Origin of the sequence: Psychrobacter sp. H7-1 (assembly GCF_904846585.1) — a bacterium.
Classification (GTDB): Bacteria; Pseudomonadota; Gammaproteobacteria; order Pseudomonadales; family Moraxellaceae; genus Psychrobacter; species Psychrobacter raelei.
In genome coordinates this window covers 34,516-52,969 of sequence record NZ_CAJHBH010000017.1, presented here as the reverse complement: position 1 = coordinate 52,969, position 18,454 = coordinate 34,516, and the positions used below count along the sequence as shown (strand labels likewise).

Here is an 18,454-nt window from a genome sequence, read left to right as displayed (position 1 = left end):
TATAGTTCGGTTAGGTTGTCCATGTAAGAAGTCCTTTTTGCTTAAGTGGTCTTGGTAAACTTACTTTAGCAACTTTGGACTTCTTTTTTTATCTTTTTTTTGAGCCCTTATCCCGAACTGGGGTTAATCAAAGTGGGCTAATTAGCCTGCCGCCATAACACCGCCGATGATAGCAACCACGCCACCTAACGCACGAGTGATGCGGTTGTCTGATTTTTGCATAGCAGCACCTAACGCACGGCCACCATAAGTAATGGTTAGCGTCGCTGCCACAAAGCCAACCATGTAAGTGGCGATGTTGGCACCTGCTGCCATTTCTGTGCCATGAGCATAACCGTGAGCAACCATGAATAGCGCCACTAATGTACCGCCAATCGCAGTTGGTAATTTGGCCAAAGTCGCAATTAACACACCGGCTAGAAGTACTGACATCGCGATACCAGTCTCGATGCCCGCTAGGTTCACACCTGCCCAAGCGATTGCCGCACCTAAAATCATGCCGCCCGCAACGAATAGAGGCGTGCCGCGTTTCATGGTGTTGTTTTGACGCATACTCCAAAAACCGATGGCCGCCATGGCTAATAAGTGATCAAGTCCCATAAATGGGTGCATTAAACCGCTCAAAAATGCGTTGTGAGTATGCAGCACTTCGTCATGACCTGGATGTGCTAAAGCAAAAGTAGCGGTTAGCATAAGACCAGCAGTCAGCATGAATTTAGACAAGTTTTTCATGATTTTATTCCTCTAATTATTTGATTGTTCTTGGTTAAAACGTCTGGTTATAAACGATTAAGGGGATTGTTTTTTAGTGTGTCAGAACGGTCATTAAAACCATCAAATGATGATTTAGGCGTCTTAGGCATCTGCTTTTTGTTTGCCAGGACGACGCTCAGGCAGCATGCCTTTGTCTAAGATAAAGCTGATGATTTCTTCTACGCCGACACCGTCATATAAGTTTGCAAAGATGAATGGGCGCTCGCCACGCATTTTTTTTGAGTCACGTTCCATGATGTCTAGTGACGCATGAACATATTCAGCGATATCAATCTTGTTGATGATTAATAGGTCAGATTTGGTGATACCAGGGCCGCCTTTACGAGGGATTTTATCGCCAGCAGATACGTCAATGACATACAGCGTTAAGTCTGATAACTCAGGGCTAAACGTCGCGGCTAAGTTGTCGCCACCAGACTCTACCAAGACCAACTCTAAGCCGGGATGACGCTGTTGTAGCTCATCAATGGCCGCTAAGTTCATAGAGGCATCTTCACGGATAGCGGTGTGTGGGCAGCCGCCAGTTTCAACGCCAAGGATGCGGTCTGCTGGCAGGGCATCATGCTTTAGCAAGAAGTCAGCATCTTCGCGGGTATAGATGTCGTTGGTCACGACAGCAATGTTGTAATGGTCTTTTAGCGCACTACATAATTGGCGTAAAAGTGCTGTTTTGCCAGATCCAACTGGGCCACCAACGCCAACTCGTAAACAATGTTTCATAACTTATTCTTCCTTATGATGGATACACCGATGTGTAAAATTAAAATCAAAAAATAAAATCAGACTGCCAAAGCCAAATGATGGGATAAATAATTGGCTTTAATAAAGATTAGCTTCTAAACAGTCGTGAGTATTGCGTTTCGTGCTGTGCACTGCCCAGTGCCAAGCCTGGCATAATAGGGCCAAGCTCTTCATCGGATAGGCTAAGTGCGGTATCAACAGCAAAAACCAATTTGGGTCGTAATTGTTCATTCAAACGCTGAGCGGCTGTATGTCCAAGCGGCATGGCTTTACAAGCAGCGGCCAGTTGGTTTTCAAGCCAAGCCCAAGCAAAGCCAAGTAACGTTTGGCGTACTGGAACATGACGGGTGTGTGCTGTCCACGCAAACATGGTGACATAACCAGGTTCGGCTGGCATGAGCGCATCGCCATCTTCAGCTTTGGGCTCAAGGTCTAAACTGGCCAGAAGCCGAGTTAAAGCAAGGCCAAGTCGAATGTCTTCATCGCTAAGCTCAGCCGTTTCGCGGTTGGCATGAATCCAGTTGTTCCAGTAGGCCAAACCATCGCTGTCATGGTTTTGCCAGCAGTGTTGTAGTCTGGCCAATACCGGTAGCTCACAGCGGGTTAAGCCGTCATTGAGCACGCCCTCCAACCACTCATACAGCTCTTGCTCGTTGGTTACCCAGCCCAGCTCAAACGAGCTTTCTAACCCTTGTGACCAAGCAAAAGCACCGATAGGCAGGGCAGGGCTGATTAATTGAATCAGCCCCAATAAAGCCAAGTCACTAATAGGACTGGTGGGCTCTTTAGTGTGCATGGTGATGCCCATCTTCCGGTTTGTGTGTGTGGCCGTGATTATGATTGTTGTCGTGTGAATGATGACCGTGTCCATGATCATCGCTATGACTATGACCATGTGAATGGCTGTGAGCATGTTCGCGGCCAGCATGGGCATAGGCCCCTGATTCTGGGTCAAATGGGGCGTCATGATGAGTCAGCTCTGCACCCAATAGCTCAGCCAATTCTTCTAGCACATGATCGGGCGGGAAACGTACCCAGTGGCGGCCGTCTTCATCAAAGCCAATGGCCAGTGATACGTGACGGTTGCCCAAGTGATAGCAAAGGCGGGCTAGTGGCAGGCCATTTTCGATATAAGCGGTGGCCACCGGCTCATCAGCAGCAAGCACCTTTATAATCTCACCAGTTGTGGCCTTTAATAAGTCACCACTACGCAATACTGGGCCACGGTCTAAAAACAACCCAACCTCGTGCCCTTGATCTGTTTCTGCTTTTAGGCGGCCACGAATACGCAGCTCATATGGCAAGGTGAGGGTGTCAAATATTTCGACATTGGCGCTGTCATGCGCAGTGCTGTCGAGTCTTTCAGTAAATTGAATCATGGTGTTTTCCTTTAAGTGGTTTAAAACAAGTGATAGCGCTGAGCCAGAGGCACTTCGGCTAAAGGCTCACAAGTTAATAATTCACCATCTGAGCGCACTTCATAAGTTTCTGGATCTACCGTTAAATTCGGGCAGACATCGTTTAATTTCATGTCTTTTTTACGCATTTGACGCACGTTTTTACAGGCGACCAAACGGCTTTTTAGACCCAGTTTCTCTTCAAGACCGGTATTCATCGCAGCTTGGCTAACGAAAGTGACACGGGTTGCAGATACTGCACGGCCTAGAGCCCCAAACATACGGCGATAATGGACAGGCTGCGGCGTAGAGATGGCAGCGTTTGGATCACCCATCGCCGCGCCAGCAATCATGCCACCTTTTAAGACGATAGAGGGCTTAACGCCAAAGAATTTTGGACGCCATAACACAAGGTCAGCCAGCTTGCCAATCTCAATCGAGCCCACTTCATGTGCCACGCCATGAGTGATGGCAGGGTTGATGGTGTATTTAGCGATGTAGCGTTTGACACGGAAGTTGTCGGTGCCACGCTCTTGGTCTTCTGGCAATAAGCCGCGCTGAATACGCATCTTATGTGCGGTTTGCCACGTACGGCACACCACTTCACCAATACGGCCCATGGCTTGTGAATCCGATGAAATCATCGAAATGGCGCCCATATCATGCAAGATATCTTCGGCAGCAATGGTCTCACGGCGAATACGTGAATCAGCAAAGGCCACGTCTTCTGGAATATTTGGGTCCAAGTGGTGACACTCCATCAGCATGTCTAAATGCTCATCAACCGTATTGATAGTGTAGGGACGTGTCGGGTTGGTAGACGATGGCAATACGTTGGGCTCGCCACAGGCTACGATGATGTCAGGGGCGTGCCCACCACCAGCGCCTTCGGTGTGATATGAGTGGATACAGCGGTCTTTAAAGGCGTCCAACGTGTCTTTAACAAAGCCCGATTCATTCAAGCTGTCCGCGTGTAGTGCGACCTGAATGTCATAGCGGTCTGCCACATCAAGCGCATTACTGATGGTGGCTGGTGTTGCGGCCCAGTCTTCGTGAACTTTTAAGCTCATCACGCCAGCTTTGACTTGTTCTTCAAGCGCCTCTGGCGTACTGGCGCTGCCTTTGCCTAAGAAGCCGATATTTATGGGTAAGTCGTCGACGGCTTGCATCATTTTGCCAATGTGCCAAGGGCCAGGGGTGTTGGTCGTTGCCACCGAACCTGTCGCAGGACCCGTGCCACCCCCAATCATAGTGGTCAAACCACTCATCAACGCTTCATCAACTTGCTGTGGGCAGATATAGTGCACGTGAGTATCAACGGCGCCTGCGGTTAGAATTTGGTTTTCACCAGCAATAATTTCAGTGCCTGCACCAATGATGATATCCACATCTGGCTGTGTGTCTGGGTTACCCGCTTTACCGATGGCAGCGATACGACCATCTTTTAGGCCCACATCGGCTTTTACAATGCCCCACCAGTCGATGATAATGGCATTAGTGATGACCGTATCCATCACTTGGTCTGAGCACAACTGACTTTGCCCCATACCATCACGAATCACTTTACCGCCACCGAATACCACCTCTTCACCATAATGGGTGTGGTCTTTTTCAATCTCTACCCAAAGCTCGGTGTCTCCTAAACGGATGCGGTCACCGGTGGTTGGGCCATACATATTGGCATAGGCGTCGCGAGATATTTTCATCGTGTTTCTCCTGAATCTGATTTGGCATCCAAATCACCCATAACCTCACCTCTAAAGCCAAAGATACGGCGCAGTCCGGCATAAGGCAGCAGGGAAACCTCACGTTTTTGGCCGGGCTCAAAGCGAATGGCGGTGCCAGCTGGGATAGCTAGGCGGTGGCCATAAGCTTTTTCACGATCAAAGCTCAGTGCGTTATTGGTTTCTGCAAAGTGATAGTGAGAACCCACTTGAATTGGGCGGTCTCCCGTATTTGCCACTTCAATGACGAAGCTGTCGCGATCTGCACACAGCTCAATGTCTTCTTTTCTTAATTGATATTCACCAGGAATCATGTTGCTCTCCTCAAGCCTTAGCTCGTGTTAGATAATTGGGGTGTGAACCGTCACCAATTTGGTGCCGTCGGGGAAGGTGGCCTCGACCTGAATGCTTTCAATCATTTCAGGGACCCCCTCCATCACATCATCACGAGTTAGGATTTCGCGTCCTGCGCTCATCATTTCCGCGACAGTACGACCCTCACGCGCACCTTCCATGATGGCGCAGCTAATCAGTGCAATGGCTTCTGGGTAATTTAGCTTAAGCCCTTTTGCCTTGCGGCGTTCGGCCAGTAATCCTGCGGTGAATAACATTAATTTATCTTTGTCTCTTGGCGTAAGTTCCATGATGTGCTCCATTTTTATTGCTATTGTTCTTTAGGTCTTATGCCGAGCAGGGCATAAGCAAAGGGAGAGTGTGGTCTTATTAGACCGTTTTTTATACAGAGTCTTTATAAATTGGCAGTCGAATTATTGGGTAAAACTAGGTCAGCCAGATACGAGGTGTCACTGACTCAACACCACTTAATCTTGGACGCAAAATGTCACGCGCCTGTTGGAATAATGCCCACGCTTCATTACGCTCCATGCCCAAATAGCGCAGTAATAGCACACCGCGGCGATGGGTCACTGCCCAGTTGTGGCTGGCAGCAATTTTGTCGCGTAGCTCGGTAATGGTATCGGTTGGGTTCTCAAGTCCCACCGTCCATAGGGTAGCGTGAACGGTTGAGCCGCCTTGCCCCCATTTACCCATGAAGCGAGGATGCTCAGGGTCGATGGATTGACGTTCTAGCCAAAGCGGTAGTCCATTTCGGGTGAGTTTAAATTGTTGCTCAATGATGCCGCTGACATAAGGCAGGTTGCTGGCAGGACGACCTAGACCAATGATTTCCCAGCCCAAGCACTTTGCGGTTTCGGCCAAATCAATCTCAACCGTTTGTACACCGCGTGAGCCATCGAAAGCCAAGGTTTCTTGAGGAAGCCATTCAAGCGTTGCGCCATCTTCGACTTTGAGATGTGTGTGCTGCGCCCAAGCCACCCCATTGCTGTCGGCGCGGTATAGCTTGTTTGCCGCTGGCGTGGTGAGTAGCGCATGGGCGTTTTCAGAAACCGTCACGTCAATGGTGAGTGAGTCACCACTGGCAATGCCACCTGGCGGGTGCAATAGATAGACGTGGCAGCAGCCATCGCGTCCTTCAGGATAAAAGGCGCGCTGTACGCGAAGCGGGCCATAATGGCGAGCCACATTCATGCGGGTGATGCTGGTATCCGCTTCAGGATAGGCGGCAAACCCTAAAGTTAAAGAGGCTGGCCAATGACGACCAGCATCAAAACGATGCCCATAGTCGACAACCTCCCCTGTAGATGGGGGAGCGAACGATAAACGAGTCATGCCGTAAAGACCTTTGGTATGAGCACAGCACATCAAAACGCTGTGCGAGTTTATGTATATAGAATAGTAGTAATAAGCTGTTAGTTAATACTGATCGTTACTTATAAGCTGAGCATAAGGCGCTCAGTAGATAACGGGACGTTATCGAAGTAGAGAGGTGTCCCTCTTTATTTGATTGTCATATCTACTAATAAGCAATGTATTAATAGACAAAAACACAGCGCAGGGGCTGAATATAAAGCGGGAAGATAGATATAAGTAAGTGTAAAACGTAGTATAAATAACTATAAAGCAGTGGTCATAACGAACGGGTCGCTACTTAATGTTGCTTTTATAATCCTTATATTAGACCGTGTCAAGTAATTTTTTAAATAAAAAATACCATCAAAAATCAGTCTTTAAATCCCTTTAAAAATCAATGATTTATTTTGAATATTAGCATCCATGTTACTGTGAAAAGTTACTGTGAAAAGTTACTGTGAAAAGTTACTGTGAAAAGTTACTGCGAAAAATCATCCTGACTTTCGTTGGAATATAAACCACGTTTGGTCTGATAACACGCTGTCCTATCGTGACGTAGCGACACAGACAGCGATACCAAACCAATGTCTTGAAAAACGAGGGGGCGTGAGTTCAATGAGCTAAATCACTCACCCAAACTGCGCTTAAAAGCAGGGGGTAAATAATCCTCTCGTTTGGTTTCAAGCTCTTTTCTTAGTTTATCTTCGTTTGCTAACAACTCTTTTGCTTCCTGCACTCTTTTCTCAAATACGCGAATTTCCTCTTCAATCGAATCCAGTTTCTTCTTAATAATTGCAAAATATTCATCGTCGGTCACTTGATCAGCAGTCGCATGATTCATACCTGCTGTTGTCACGCCTCGGTCATCGTCAGCGGCTAGAGGATTGGTCTCAAGTCTGGTCGCTTTTGTTTTAGGCGTCGTCGATGTTTTTAGTGTCTTATGAGTGGTGATACTCTCCGTATCTTCATTTTTAATCTGATTGGCCTTTCGCCAACTATCAAGCGTGCCGGTGTTGACGTTGTGATATATTGCCAACGCCTTTTTAGTCATCGTTAGGTTGTGACCTTTTGACAGTAATTTATTTAATTGATCAACGATGCGCTGTCGGTCTTCTGGATGATAGACACTTTTGCCAGACTCTGTGGTGTGCTTGGGGGTGAATTTTTCTAAATTCTTGAGCAGCTTTTTGTTGGTTTTGGTCGCCGCTTTTGGGTTAATGGGTTTAACAGAAACTTCAATATCAGTATTGTTGACTGTATCAGCACCTGAAGTTTCATTGATTTTTTTAGGTTTAGGTGCTTTGGTTTTCATACTGAATGTCCTTACTTTAATGGTTTTTTTATCTAGCTAGATTAGGCTTTAAAATGATACCCAGTCAACCACGTTTACCATGTGATTACCTTTATACTGTTTTTGGTTACTTAGGTAGCCGTCTTTAGCTGGTATTAAGCCCTAGTATATAAGTTTCGGATAGGGAGATGGGGGTAAATCAGGTGGGGGAATAAAATAGCAGGCAATAAAAAACCCTCACAGAATGTTCTGTAAGGGTTTTTAGTGTTGGTACCGGTGGTCGGTGCCAATTGTTATTGGTAAGTTATTGATATTGTTGTTTTTCTTTGTCAAGAAGGAGGTTTGATATACTTGGTAGTATACTTAATATGTCAATTTCGATGTTTTTAACCAATAGCCCTTAAATATATTTTAGCACACACACTTAAGTGTTGGCGCTATACTGTTGCTTAATATTTAGAAGAGCGAATTATGTGGATACAGCCATGAGCTGATGCCTTAGAGCTACTTGGAGATACTGGTGAGGTTGTGGACTTTCAGACAGCGCGGCAGCAGATTGAGAGTTCGTTAAATAACTATCAATCTGATGGCCTTGAAGCAATCGATAAACGAGACCTTATTCAAGCGCTCATTAATAAGGGTATGACGAAGATAGAGTTGCAGAAGTTATTACAATAATTCATTCTTACAACGTTAGTTATTAAAAATATTATATCAAATCAAGTAGCTTTAAACACTAGAGCTATCTATTTCTTATTAAAGATTCTGTCATGTTCATCTTTAATCAACTGACCTACAACTTTTGAGGCAGAAGTGATTCCTTCTGCTTTCTTAATAGAGTCCAGTAGATCTTGGTCTTTTTTATAAAGCTTTATGTGACTTAGATCTTCATTCTTGTTGCTCGCTGAAAGTTTAACCCAAGCGTCTTTCATGTTCTCTATGACTTTAGCTCTATATGATATTACTGGTATCGGCTTGAAATCAAAGTTAGGGTCACTTGTATCTATATTTTTAGTAAAGATTTCATACGTGTAATCTACGTTTGATAGAACATCTAGACTAGCCAAAATTAAATTGTATTTGTCTTGCAAAGAGACGGGTATGAATATCTTCTGAAGCACAAGATAGTCTCTCTTGTCTGAGCTTAGATAGTTATAAGCCCATTCAATTTGATCGCTGTCATCACCCTTAAGCCACTTTATTTCCCTGTCAGTACGATTTTTAAAATAGTGAGACTTAACTGTTTCAATTTTGCCTATCAACTGATGTTTGTTTAGATATACATCGTTTGCATAATTTGGAAAGTTGATATGGGTGTTGTTGAAATGATTGACCTCATATTTCAAGTAATTTGAAATGTAAGGAACTAGCTCCTTATCTCCAACCAAAGCTTTATTATGTAGAGTATCACGGACTAGATAAGCGATGTGCAGAGCACTACGGAGATCTTCTCTTATCCATCCTAGCAAACTATCTGGTAGTTGATTATTATTTTTAAAACACATTAACTCTGTTAAGTACTGAATTGGGTATTGCTTAGATTTGAATATATTTACTAATTTTGATTTAAAAGCCAGCTCACTAATCTCAATATTAGCTGATGAATTCTGCTCATACATATTATGCGCAAATACCAAGCTCTTGCACTCATCATGATTCAAGCGTTCAATCACTTTGAAAAAATTGTCTAATGCTTCTCTATTACGTTTTTGGTAATGAATATTAGAGTCAGCATTAAACTTAAGTTGATTGGCTAAGTAGTATATATTAGCCTCATTTACCACCTCATAAATGGGTTCAAAATTTGACTGGTCATCACTCTTGATGAAATCTGCGTTATTGGAGTTCGCAGTAACCAATTTTGCATCTGAATTTTCATTTTGTATAAGTGAAATATCTTCTTCATAAATAGATGATTCGTAAATCTCACTATTAGTATATGTGTCATCGTCATCGTCGAAGTCGTCATCGTCGAAGTCGTCATCGTCGAAGTCGTCATCGTCAAAGTCGTCATCGTCAAAGTCGTCATCATCAAAGTCATCTTGCATATAAAAACCCCTATAAAAAAGCTCATAAAAAGTGGTATAAAAGTCCATATTAGTAGAAAAAAACTATGTTTTAACTACTTACAAACTCCCTAATATAGGGGTGTGAGCAGTCTTATGCCCTTCTTTTGACTTATAATAGAATGTATTTAGACTTCTATCTTCGTGGTTAAACTATACATCGAATACAAACTTCATTCTAGCAATAAATTTAGATAGTTTAGTTCTAATATCATCGCTTCATTTAGGTGTTATCTACGTTAGCTGAATCAGGTAATCCTACTAATAAGCATAGACAATCTACGATACGTTTAGTAACTCTATCCTTTCCAGGCTTCTCAAAATCTTCGCCTCACTCGCATCCAAACGCTACACACTAGAAAAGCAGACTGCGCTGTAGCGCAGCATGCTTAGTAGGGTATATATATTATGAGATAATACTAGAGACTCATTAGTTAGAAATTACACTCATCACAGATGGTTATGTACACCAAACCCAATGGAGCATAATCATGTCAAAATCAATTATCAGTCAATCATCCCTTACCAATCACATCGACAAACTAGTCAGAGATATCTTGTCTTCCTCTGTAACCTTCGATGACATCGGAAGTCGACTGAATGAGCTGTATTTGCCATTCATAGAAAGCTGCGATGATTACTTGTGTTACTCAAAGCCTATCCAAGCTTTTGTCTCTGGTACCAAAGGTATTGTCGGAGACTCCTACCCATGCAATGTCATTTGGAGTCAAGATAATATTCAAAGACTGATCGATTCTATTTCGTGCTATAGGCAAGATGTGATTGACGAAGACAATGCTTGGCAGTATCAGGAAAAACAGAATAGAAATGCTCTTGAGTCTTATTTCAGATGCCTGCTAAATCATTATTCAAAATTATTGGTTGTCCGTGTCGATTTGATGTACACGCAAGAACATCGGGAGCTCGTGACTATCCATATGTTCAATAATCACATGAAAAAGCTCAGAGAGCTTATCAGTAATGGGAAGTCCTGCTTTAAACATTTGCAGGGCTATGCATGGGCGTTAGAACAAGGGGGGAAATGGGGTGGTTTTCATTGTCACTTACTGCTCATATATGACGGGGCAAGACGTGAGGGCGACTGCGCTTTAGCTATAGAGATTAGTAAGAAGTGGAAGGCTATAACAGAAGGGCTTGGTACTTATTACAACTGTAATAGTAATAAACATAAGAAAAAGCACCAAGTGAAAGACGAGTTCGGTAATGATCGATTAGGCGTCGGTATGATCCATCGTAATAACCTACGTCAGATTGAAAATACGGTTTACTCAGCGTTGTATTTAACCAAGCTTGACAAGAAAGATCAGCAATTAAAAGTATGGCTCCCTAATATGCGTACCTTCGGTCATGGCACCTACCGTACAAAGAAGCGTCGAGGTTTACCGCCCATAACAAACTAATTTCAAATACATACTACATTCATGAGATCGAGCATTAGCGTCTTAATGCTCATCCTTCTTCACCCATCAAAGGCCTGCCACGTGCAGGCCTTTTTTATGCGCACAATAAGGAGCCCTTATGAAACCCCTATGTCCACGCTGTCAGTCGTCCGCTGTTTATGTGATGACTGATAGCAATAACCAGCAGCTTGTGGATGAGCTGTTATCACCTGCTGCATTGATTGGTCTTGGTGTCAGTCTATGCAAATCATTCAAAGTCCATCCTATGATCGGTGTGGTTGCAGGTACTGCCATTGCAGCCGTCATCGAGCTTGCAGAGCCTCATAGCACTTTACCCATGCTCATCAATAAGCAGTATCGCTGTGATGACTGTACGCACGTTTTCTCAACCATCAACTAATGAATCATCGCATTACTTAATGCTTATAAACAATCAAACCTAAAAGGAAATGAATCATGGCACATTTAATCGAAAATATGGCTTTTGTCGGTGATACCCCGTGGCACGGTCTCGGCAGTCAGCTACCAAAGAATCAGCCTATCGAAGTCTGGGCAAAGGAAGCTGGTATGGATTGGCGTATTGAATCCTCTGATGTCAGCTACATGGCAAGCAATGAAAAAGGTCAAAGCCTGATCATGCCCTTTGATAGCAATAAGGTGCTGTACCGCTCAGATAACCTAGAGCCGTTATCGGTGGTCAGTCAACGCTACCAAGAAGTGCAGCCACGTGAGATTCTCGAGTTTTATCGTGATCTCACTGAGCAATCGCACTTCGAGCTTGAAACCGCAGGTGTCTTAAAGGGTGGTCGTAAGATGTGGGCACTCGCTCGTACAGGTCAGTCTATGACTCTCAAAGGCGGTGACGTCAGTAACGGCTATCTGCTACTAGCAACTGCTTGCGATGGCACGCTTGCCACCACTGCACAGTTCACTAATATCCGTGTGGTGTGTAATAACACCTTAGCGATTAGCCTCGCTGACGGCAGCGGCGGCGTGGTGAAAGTACCGCATAGCACTTCCTTTGATGCGGACAAGGTCAAGCAGCAACTAGGCGTCTCCGTTAAGCAGTGGAATGAGCATATGTATGAGATGAAGCAGTTAACCCAGCGCCGTGTGACTCAGGCAGAAGCGGCTAATTATCTCAACCGTGTCTTCAACGATCAGGACAATGACATCATTCTGTTTAACAGTGCTAAGAAAGAAAAGGATGCGGTGCCCAATGCCCGTGCCATGAATCAGGTGATGAACATGTTTAATGGTCAAGGTCGGGGCGCTGATTTGGATTCAGCGCGTGATACCGCTTATGGCTTGCTGTCAGCAATGACAGAGTATGTGGACCATGAGCGCCGAGCGATGTCTAACGATCATAGGCTCGATTCCGCATGGTTCGGTGCAGGGGCTAAGCTGAAAGACAAAAGCTTAGAGGCAGCCTTTGCACTGATTGCTTAAAGACGCTTAGTACACTTAATCAATTAAACCACGCCTAAGCGCGTGGTTTTTTTATGCCATTTGTTTCTCATTAATCAGTAATCAACCAAAACTAATAACCAATTTAACGAAGGAATTTACCATGAACATGATCGCATTAAATACCCATACTCAGCCAAGACAGGCTAAGCGTGCCACCGCTAAGGTAAAAGCTAAGCACAGCATCGAAGATATGCCAACGCTTAAGGTTCAGAATAAAACCGTTAAACCTTCCGCTAGTCAAGCAGCCACTGCTAAACGTTTGGTTAATACCAAAGACTTAAGCCGTGAGGATTGGCTACAGTTTCGCAAGCAAGGCATTGGCAGTAGTGATGCCGCGGCTAGCTGTGGTATCCATCCGTATTTATCCATGCTTGAGCTGTGGATGATTAAGACCGGACGCATGGAATCAAGCATTGATGAAAGCTTAGAGGGCTATTCGCCTTTGTACTGGGGCAATACCTTGGAGCCGATGGTGGCTAGATATTATCAAGAACATACCGGCAATAAGGTGCGCCGCGTAAACGCCATCTTGCAGCACCCTGATCCTGACAAAGCCTTTATGCTCGCCAATTTAGACTATGCCATTACTGGTAGTGACGAAGTACAAATACTCGAGTGTAAAACGGCTGGGGAACATGGTGCCAAGCTGTGGAAGCATGGCGTGCCGCTCTACGTCACCTGCCAAGTACAGCATCAACTAGCGGTCACAGGTAAACAGGCAGCTCACATCTGTGTGCTGCTTTGTGGTCATGAAGCGAAGATTTATAAGGTTGAACGTGACGAGCGCTTGATTGCATCCATCATGGAGCATGAGCGGCTATTCTGGCAGTATGTAGAAACCGACACGCCGCCAACCCCTGACCATTCTGAGTCCGCAGCTCGGGCATTAAAGCAGCTGTATCCAACACCAAAGCCCTCAAGCAAGGTTGATCTGCGTGACGATGACGGTGCGAACAAATTGTTTGAGCAATTACTGAGCTACCGTGACTATATGCAAGAGCTAGAGCAGCGTTATGATCAAGTGAAGCATCAGCTGCAAACGCTGATTGCTGATAATGAAGTAGCAGTGTTTGAAAAAGGCGTGATTTCTTGGAAGCGCTCGAAAGATAGTGTCGGTCTTGATAGCAAAGCCGTTATTAAAGCCCATCCTGAGCTATTAGCTAAATTCAGTAAAACCCGTCAAGGCAGCAGACGCTTTGTTGTCTTAAACGATTAAGCCGCTATCTATTCTCAACACACCAACAAACCAAGTCTAGCGCATAATCACCCACCTATCACAGGTGGGCTTTTTTATGGCTAAACATAATCTATTAAATACATAAGGAATATCACCATGATTAAAGGTCTCACTATAACCCCGCCCGTTTTAGGTCGTATCAGCATCGGGCGTGTCATTGTAAAAGACGGCAAACGTCTTCCTGCAAAAGACGATCAATTTACCATTACCAGCCAAATCCAAAACAAGGATGGCTGGATCAACCATCCGCTTGATGCAAAGCTACGCGAAAACAATGATGGGAAGCTTCGACAAATACCCGTGCGCATGCTGTTTAACGATCCGACACTAAATCTAAGAGCGGAGTACACGCTGTTCGATAGGCAAACTGGCAGACCGCTATGCGTGGGTGACGGTGAGCAGTGTCAGCGCCGCACAAGCAATGGCGTTGAACAGCTACCATGTCCATCGCCTGATCGCTGTCCATTGGCGCAAGGCGGTGCTTGTAAACCTTATGGTCGTCTGTACGTGAATCTTAGTGAGGACGATGAGCTGGGTACGTTTATCTTTCGCACCACAGGCTTTAATAGTATTCGAACACTTGCAGCAAGGCTCAGCTACTTTGCCGCGGTCTCAGGCAATAAGCTGTCATGTTTACCGCTGCAATTAACCTTAAGGGGTAAAAGCACCACGCAAAGCTATCGCACGCCGATTTACTTTGTCGATTTGACCTTGCGTGATGGGATAACGCTTAAAGATGCGGTATCTAACGCGCAAGCTATTGATGCGGAGCTTAGCGAACACGGCTTTGATCAAGCAGCATTAGAGGCGGCGGCGAAGCTTGGCTATGTGAACTCAGCCTTTGAGAGTGATAACGATAAGGCATTTGCAGTGGTGGAAGAGTTTTATCCAGTCGAGACAGGCGATTCTGGTCAACATCAAGATGCGCATAGGCACTTAAATCATGGCTTAGCCGATCATGACGTAACCAGTATTGAGCAGGGATTACGGCAAAGCGTGACGGCGGTTAGTTAGTCTAGCGAACTAGGCATAAAAGGAGCTGTGTCATGCAGCTCTTTTTTTATTGCCTAAACCCAGGCTAACCGTCGGACGGCATGGGATGCAGTAAAAAATTATAGGACTCGGTAAGTATATGAGAGGAGATGCTCTCATTCACTTATAAGGAGCACATCATGGAAAATTTGAATGTAACACAACCAGCAACCGAGCCATGCAATCATATACCGCAACTACTGAGTATCAAAGATGTTGGTCATTATACCGGTCTTAGTCGTTCTACGATCTACGAGATGGTCAATGAGAAATCCGATCGTTATGATCCGACATTCCCTAAGAAGGTACAGCTGACACAGGTAAGGGTAGTATGGGTAGCAAGCGAGATTGCAGAGTGGATTAATACTAAGATTGGGGCAAGATAAGCCTAGATTAATCTGACCGTTCTAATTGTAAGAATAGGGCGGTTTGTTTTTTTGTGTTTTATAAATCGCTTAGATCGCTTTCAAAATCTCGCGTATGTTTTTTTATTTGAAACTATTAGGGCGTGTTGAACATTGGCGACAAATTAATGGCAAAAAAAATAGCGAACGGTTAGGGCGTGTTGAACATTCGACCTTGGCACTGACAGAGACTATTTTTTAGGTGATTTGCAGATAAAAATGGTAAGTTTAGTCGTTCTAAGCGTCTATTTTTATCAATAAAGCGGCAAAAAATAGTCCTGTCCCTATTGTTGTCGTGAGGGCTGATGCTAAAATCGCCCTAGTCGTTGTGAAAATCTAGCCAATGCAATAAGCATTATCTGCAATTTTCACTTAGACTAGAACTATTTTAGCGATCAGCAGTGCGCATTTGTGAATGTTCAACACGCCCTAGTTTTTAGTGGGTTTTATACGTTGACTAAGAATGGTATCGAATGGAATGATTTATGGTTTAATCGTGAGGAACCTGAAGTGCAGTAATGCTTTCTGTTTAGCATTTATACAACCCAAATCTAATCATTTAGGAAAATAGGGAAAATAGGAAAGTAAGTTATGCAAGTCATGCTATATATGACTTATATCGCTTTCCCTTTTCAAAAGCAAAAAGGCAAATAAGGAAAGTTAGCTTCATGATAGCCGTTGATTTTCCTGACTTGCCTAATGGGTTTGAATATAGGAAAGCTGGCTAGGGTAGAAGTAACAAGCTGTCTAGCTAATGCTTTCCCATTCTCCCCCCCCTCCCTTATCCAGCATTTAACAATTCAGGTCTTACTTGTATGGTTCTAGCCCTGCCACTAGTTATGATTTTGATATAACTCTCGCTTTCTAATACCTCGGCTATCAACTCAAAGTTATGCTTTTTCCGTAAGTGCTTAGGATTAACCTTACTTTGAGCCGTTGAGTAAGCCAGTTGATTGACTGACTGTCTATTACAATACTTGACTAGCCAGCCTATGAGCTTTTGCGCGTCATTATCTCCAGCTTGGGGCTTGTCGGTGTATCTTATGCGCTCACTCATTGAGTAGTCAGTCAATAATGTGGCTCTATGTATGTCATCAGCAGATATGAAGCGCTGGCCATTGAAGTAAGCCAGTATTGAGGCGATACGACTGGCATTTTCATGTAAGCGTCTGGCATAGCTTGCGTATTTCTCAAGCTGACCGCCTTTGCATAATTGGCGCTCTTTAGCGGTTTGGTAGTCTGCTAATGCTTTTCTAGCTTGTCTGTTCTCAAAAGGCATATCAAATCGGATGATCCTACCCTCGTCGTCAGTTCTGATAATGCCTTGGCTAGGGTCTAGTAACTCACGGCACCGCTGCCAGTAGGCTTGTAATCGAGTATCAAGGTTAGGCTTAGCGTCTAGCCTTTCATCAGTGTTATAAACGAGCTTACCATTCATATTGTCAGGAAAGGCGAACAAAAAGCGTGGTAACAATCCTTGTTCATTCATAGCGTTATCATTGAGTGCTTCAGCTATGACAGACGGCTGCCCTTGTAAGTCGAGCGTAAACCGAACCCCGTTCATACTGTTTTGCTCTATGCTGTCGTAGCGCGGTGATAGAAGCCTATCAAATGAACCATCACTCCATATATCGCACAGCTGGCTTATGTTACTTTTTGCCGTGTCACTGGTTAAGCTATAACCACCTAAAAACAAGGCAGCTTCAGCTGTTGACCATGCTATATCTCTAGTATTTCCGATCAGCATATGGTCTAAAAAACCTTGGATCGTGCCAGACTTAACCAAAAGTATCGTTTGCTTAGGCTTGGGGTTTTCAAGTAACCATAGCTCTAAATCTTTTTTTGGCATGCTGGCTTTTTGTGCAAGCCATTCATCTAGCAACTGCCTGTCTTCCTTGCGTTTGTCTTCTTGATAGCTCACAAGCGCCTTGTGGCTAAAGCCCACAGTTCGACTTTTACCACTACCACTATCGCCTTCAGTAAGTAAAAATAGGGACACTGGCATAAACTTATCACCTAACACATAAGGCGCGTTGATATACTGCTGAGTAATGGTAGCTAAAGCGCCTAACATGCCATTTCCAGCCATCGCTGAGGCAACTTGGGCATGATAGATAATGGCTTTTATTGCATCGTAAAGTATATCGCCGTTCTTGCCCCAGGCTTCTATCGGGTAGGGTGTGGCTTTGCTGTCAGGGTCGCCTATATTGCCCAGCTCTCCCCATGCTTCAGCTAGCAAGTCTTTGATGATCGTTTCAGGGTCATTTAAAACATCATCAAGCGTCTGGTAATTATCGAACGATAGCAATAAGTCAAAAGTAGTAATAATAGCTTTGACGTTTACCCCTAGCAGTGGCTTAGTTACTTCATCTTTTTTATCAATGGTAGTAGTAACAATAACTTGCTTAACCTCAGCAAAGTGCTTGACCATGCTATTAAAGCCGTATGGATTAAGGCTAACTAAGATGTTGATATTAAGCCCTTGCTTAACTGCCATTGCATCATAAAGCTGTACCGCTTCATCTAAACTACTAACGGCATGCCATTCACTATCTAAGCTTAAATTACCGATAATAAAAGCACTGGGCTGGCTTGGGTCTGTTACTTCTATGCGTTCATTGTCATAAATAGCTAGGTTAGCAGGCTGGTAACTATTATCATGCATTACTAGTAACACCTTGCCATCCGTATTTATTATCTCACCTTTTTTATCACCATTAATAACGCTAAAACCACCTTCTAGATGTAGAAGCTTATTGTCTTGTTTAAGCTCTAATAGTTTCTTTAATATCGGATCATCTGATATACTTAGAATTGTAGATTGATTTGCGCCAGCTAACAAACTACTTAGTCCCGTGTTGTCCGCATGGGGCTTTTCTTTTTTAATCGTCATCATTTTGACCTCCATTTAAATCGGGGGTCGGACCAGATCCATTCAATTTATTAAGCCAATCAAGCACTTCACCATTCCGCCATACAACTATTGTGGGTGATAGTTTAATGCTTGCTGGGAATCTACCATCTTTAGACCATTCATGTAGAGTAGTGCGTCCAAAGGGGAGGAAAGGTAAGATGTCTTTAGCTCTACTTACGCCTTGCGGTCGAAGGTAAAGGGCAGACTTAGTTGAATCCTTTAAATTACTGTTAAGCTGATTATTCATTCTATATCTCCGTTAGTCCGCTACGT

Annotated in this window: 18 protein-coding genes; 6 read left to right on the top strand and 12 right to left on the bottom strand. The window is 44.2% G+C overall.

Going from position 1 to position 18,454, the window contains the following annotated elements; translation table 11 throughout:
* Nucleotides 1-141: 141 nt before the first annotated feature.
* The 10 genes from JMX92_RS07000 to JMX92_RS06955 all read right to left on the bottom strand — a co-directional run bounded on the left by JMX92_RS07000 (nucleotide 142) and on the right by JMX92_RS06955 (nucleotide 9,685).
* The gene (locus JMX92_RS07000) at nucleotides 142-732 is read right to left on the bottom strand and encodes a HupE/UreJ family protein (protein ID WP_155587507.1); all 591 of its coding nucleotides are present in this window, start codon (nucleotides 730-732) and stop codon (nucleotides 142-144) included.
* 123 nt (nucleotides 733-855) lie between these two features.
* Nucleotides 856-1,494 carry an urease accessory protein UreG gene (gene ureG / locus JMX92_RS06995; RefSeq protein ID WP_155587508.1) on the bottom strand — a complete coding sequence of 213 codons (639 nt, stop codon included), beginning with the start codon at nucleotides 1,492-1,494 and terminating at the stop codon, nucleotides 856-858.
* A 109-nt stretch (nucleotides 1,495-1,603) separates the two neighbouring features.
* The gene (locus JMX92_RS06990; RefSeq protein WP_201544735.1) at nucleotides 1,604-2,311 is read right to left on the bottom strand and encodes an urease accessory protein UreF; all 708 of its coding nucleotides are present in this window, start codon (nucleotides 2,309-2,311) and stop codon (nucleotides 1,604-1,606) included.
* Nucleotides 2,301-2,894 carry an urease accessory protein UreE gene (gene ureE / locus JMX92_RS06985; protein ID WP_201544734.1) on the bottom strand — a complete coding sequence of 198 codons (594 nt, stop codon included), beginning with the start codon at nucleotides 2,892-2,894 and terminating at the stop codon, nucleotides 2,301-2,303. Before ureE ends, JMX92_RS06990 begins: the two co-directional genes overlap by 11 nt.
* A gap of 20 nt (nucleotides 2,895-2,914) precedes the next feature.
* A complete protein-coding gene (gene ureC / locus JMX92_RS06980) occupies nucleotides 2,915-4,618 on the bottom strand; it encodes an urease subunit alpha (RefSeq protein ID WP_155587511.1) in 1,704 nt (567 codons plus the stop codon).
* Entirely contained in the window at nucleotides 4,615-4,950 is a 336-nt protein-coding gene (locus JMX92_RS06975; protein ID WP_155587512.1) for an urease subunit beta, read from the bottom strand. Before JMX92_RS06975 ends, ureC begins: the two co-directional genes overlap by 4 nt.
* Nucleotides 4,951-4,977: 27 nt before the next feature.
* Nucleotides 4,978-5,280 carry an urease subunit gamma gene (ureA, locus tag JMX92_RS06970; RefSeq protein ID WP_077448018.1) on the bottom strand — a complete coding sequence of 101 codons (303 nt, stop codon included), beginning with the start codon at nucleotides 5,278-5,280 and terminating at the stop codon, nucleotides 4,978-4,980.
* Between the two features lie 136 nt (nucleotides 5,281-5,416).
* Entirely contained in the window at nucleotides 5,417-6,325 is a 909-nt protein-coding gene (locus JMX92_RS06965; RefSeq protein ID WP_201544733.1) for an urease accessory protein UreD, read from the bottom strand.
* A 646-nt stretch (nucleotides 6,326-6,971) separates the two neighbouring features.
* Nucleotides 6,972-7,658 carry a hypothetical protein gene (locus tag JMX92_RS06960; protein WP_201544728.1) on the bottom strand — a complete coding sequence of 229 codons (687 nt, stop codon included), beginning with the start codon at nucleotides 7,656-7,658 and terminating at the stop codon, nucleotides 6,972-6,974.
* A 725-nt stretch (nucleotides 7,659-8,383) separates the two neighbouring features.
* Nucleotides 8,384-9,685 carry a hypothetical protein gene (locus JMX92_RS06955; RefSeq protein WP_201544726.1) on the bottom strand — a complete coding sequence of 434 codons (1,302 nt, stop codon included), beginning with the start codon at nucleotides 9,683-9,685 and terminating at the stop codon, nucleotides 8,384-8,386.
* Nucleotides 9,686-10,194: 509 nt separating this feature from the next.
* Here JMX92_RS06955 and JMX92_RS06950 point away from each other — a divergent pair.
* The 6 genes from JMX92_RS06950 (at nucleotide 10,195) to JMX92_RS06925 (ending at nucleotide 15,249) form a co-directional block, all read left to right on the top strand.
* Entirely contained in the window at nucleotides 10,195-11,124 is a 930-nt protein-coding gene (locus tag JMX92_RS06950) for an inovirus-type Gp2 protein (protein WP_201544723.1), read from the top strand.
* A gap of 118 nt (nucleotides 11,125-11,242) precedes the next feature.
* Complete coding sequence (locus JMX92_RS06945; protein ID WP_201544722.1) at nucleotides 11,243-11,524, top strand: hypothetical protein; 282 nt, start codon at nucleotides 11,243-11,245, stop codon at nucleotides 11,522-11,524.
* 56 nt (nucleotides 11,525-11,580) lie between these two features.
* Complete coding sequence (locus JMX92_RS06940) at nucleotides 11,581-12,573, top strand: DUF932 domain-containing protein (protein WP_201544720.1); 993 nt, start codon at nucleotides 11,581-11,583, stop codon at nucleotides 12,571-12,573.
* A gap of 121 nt (nucleotides 12,574-12,694) precedes the next feature.
* Nucleotides 12,695-13,810, top strand: coding sequence for a lambda-exonuclease family protein (locus JMX92_RS06935; RefSeq protein ID WP_201544718.1), 1,116 nt, complete (start codon nucleotides 12,695-12,697; stop codon nucleotides 13,808-13,810).
* A 117-nt stretch (nucleotides 13,811-13,927) separates the two neighbouring features.
* Nucleotides 13,928-14,845, top strand: a complete 918-nt coding sequence (locus JMX92_RS06930) for a hydrolase or metal-binding protein (protein ID WP_201544716.1) — start codon at nucleotides 13,928-13,930, stop codon at nucleotides 14,843-14,845.
* Nucleotides 14,846-15,003: 158 nt separating this feature from the next.
* Nucleotides 15,004-15,249: a helix-turn-helix transcriptional regulator gene (locus tag JMX92_RS06925; RefSeq protein ID WP_227675300.1), complete on the top strand. Its 246-nt coding sequence runs from the start codon at nucleotides 15,004-15,006 to the stop codon at nucleotides 15,247-15,249.
* Between the two features lie 799 nt (nucleotides 15,250-16,048).
* Here the strand turns inward: JMX92_RS06925 and JMX92_RS06920 are convergent.
* The gene (locus JMX92_RS06920; RefSeq protein WP_201544707.1) at nucleotides 16,049-18,163 is read right to left on the bottom strand and encodes a DUF3987 domain-containing protein; all 2,115 of its coding nucleotides are present in this window, start codon (nucleotides 18,161-18,163) and stop codon (nucleotides 16,049-16,051) included.
* Nucleotides 18,150-18,428, bottom strand: coding sequence for a helix-turn-helix transcriptional regulator (locus JMX92_RS06915; RefSeq protein WP_201544705.1), 279 nt, complete (start codon nucleotides 18,426-18,428; stop codon nucleotides 18,150-18,152). Before JMX92_RS06915 ends, JMX92_RS06920 begins: the two co-directional genes overlap by 14 nt.
* Nucleotides 18,429-18,454: the final 26 nt, after the last annotated feature.

Coding starts and splice junctions, on each gene's coding strand:
- JMX92_RS07000 (WP_155587507.1), bottom strand. CDS start 732: ATGAAAAACTTGTCTAAATTCATGCTGACTGCTGGTCTTATGCTAACC.
- ureG (WP_155587508.1), bottom strand. CDS start 1,494: ATGAAACATTGTTTACGAGTTGGCGTTGGTGGCCCAGTTGGATCTGGC.
- JMX92_RS06990 (WP_201544735.1), bottom strand. CDS start 2,311: ATGCACACTAAAGAGCCCACCAGTCCTATTAGTGACTTGGCTTTATTG.
- ureE (WP_201544734.1), bottom strand. CDS start 2,894: ATGATTCAATTTACTGAAAGACTCGACAGCACTGCGCATGACAGCGCC.
- ureC (WP_155587511.1), bottom strand. CDS start 4,618: ATGAAAATATCTCGCGACGCCTATGCCAATATGTATGGCCCAACCACC.
- JMX92_RS06975 (WP_155587512.1), bottom strand. CDS start 4,950: ATGATTCCTGGTGAATATCAATTAAGAAAAGAAGACATTGAGCTGTGT.
- ureA (WP_077448018.1), bottom strand. CDS start 5,280: ATGGAACTTACGCCAAGAGACAAAGATAAATTAATGTTATTCACCGCA.
- JMX92_RS06965 (WP_201544733.1), bottom strand. CDS start 6,325: ATGACTCGTTTATCGTTCGCTCCCCCATCTACAGGGGAGGTTGTCGAC.
- JMX92_RS06960 (WP_201544728.1), bottom strand. CDS start 7,658: ATGAAAACCAAAGCACCTAAACCTAAAAAAATCAATGAAACTTCAGGT.
- JMX92_RS06955 (WP_201544726.1), bottom strand. CDS start 9,685: ATGCAAGATGACTTTGATGATGACGACTTTGACGATGACGACTTTGAC.
- JMX92_RS06950 (WP_201544723.1), top strand. CDS start 10,195: ATGTCAAAATCAATTATCAGTCAATCATCCCTTACCAATCACATCGAC.
- JMX92_RS06945 (WP_201544722.1), top strand. CDS start 11,243: ATGAAACCCCTATGTCCACGCTGTCAGTCGTCCGCTGTTTATGTGATG.
- JMX92_RS06940 (WP_201544720.1), top strand. CDS start 11,581: ATGGCACATTTAATCGAAAATATGGCTTTTGTCGGTGATACCCCGTGG.
- JMX92_RS06935 (WP_201544718.1), top strand. CDS start 12,695: ATGAACATGATCGCATTAAATACCCATACTCAGCCAAGACAGGCTAAG.
- JMX92_RS06930 (WP_201544716.1), top strand. CDS start 13,928: ATGATTAAAGGTCTCACTATAACCCCGCCCGTTTTAGGTCGTATCAGC.
- JMX92_RS06925 (WP_227675300.1), top strand. CDS start 15,004: ATGGAAAATTTGAATGTAACACAACCAGCAACCGAGCCATGCAATCAT.
- JMX92_RS06920 (WP_201544707.1), bottom strand. CDS start 18,163: ATGATGACGATTAAAAAAGAAAAGCCCCATGCGGACAACACGGGACTA.
- JMX92_RS06915 (WP_201544705.1), bottom strand. CDS start 18,428: ATGAATAATCAGCTTAACAGTAATTTAAAGGATTCAACTAAGTCTGCC.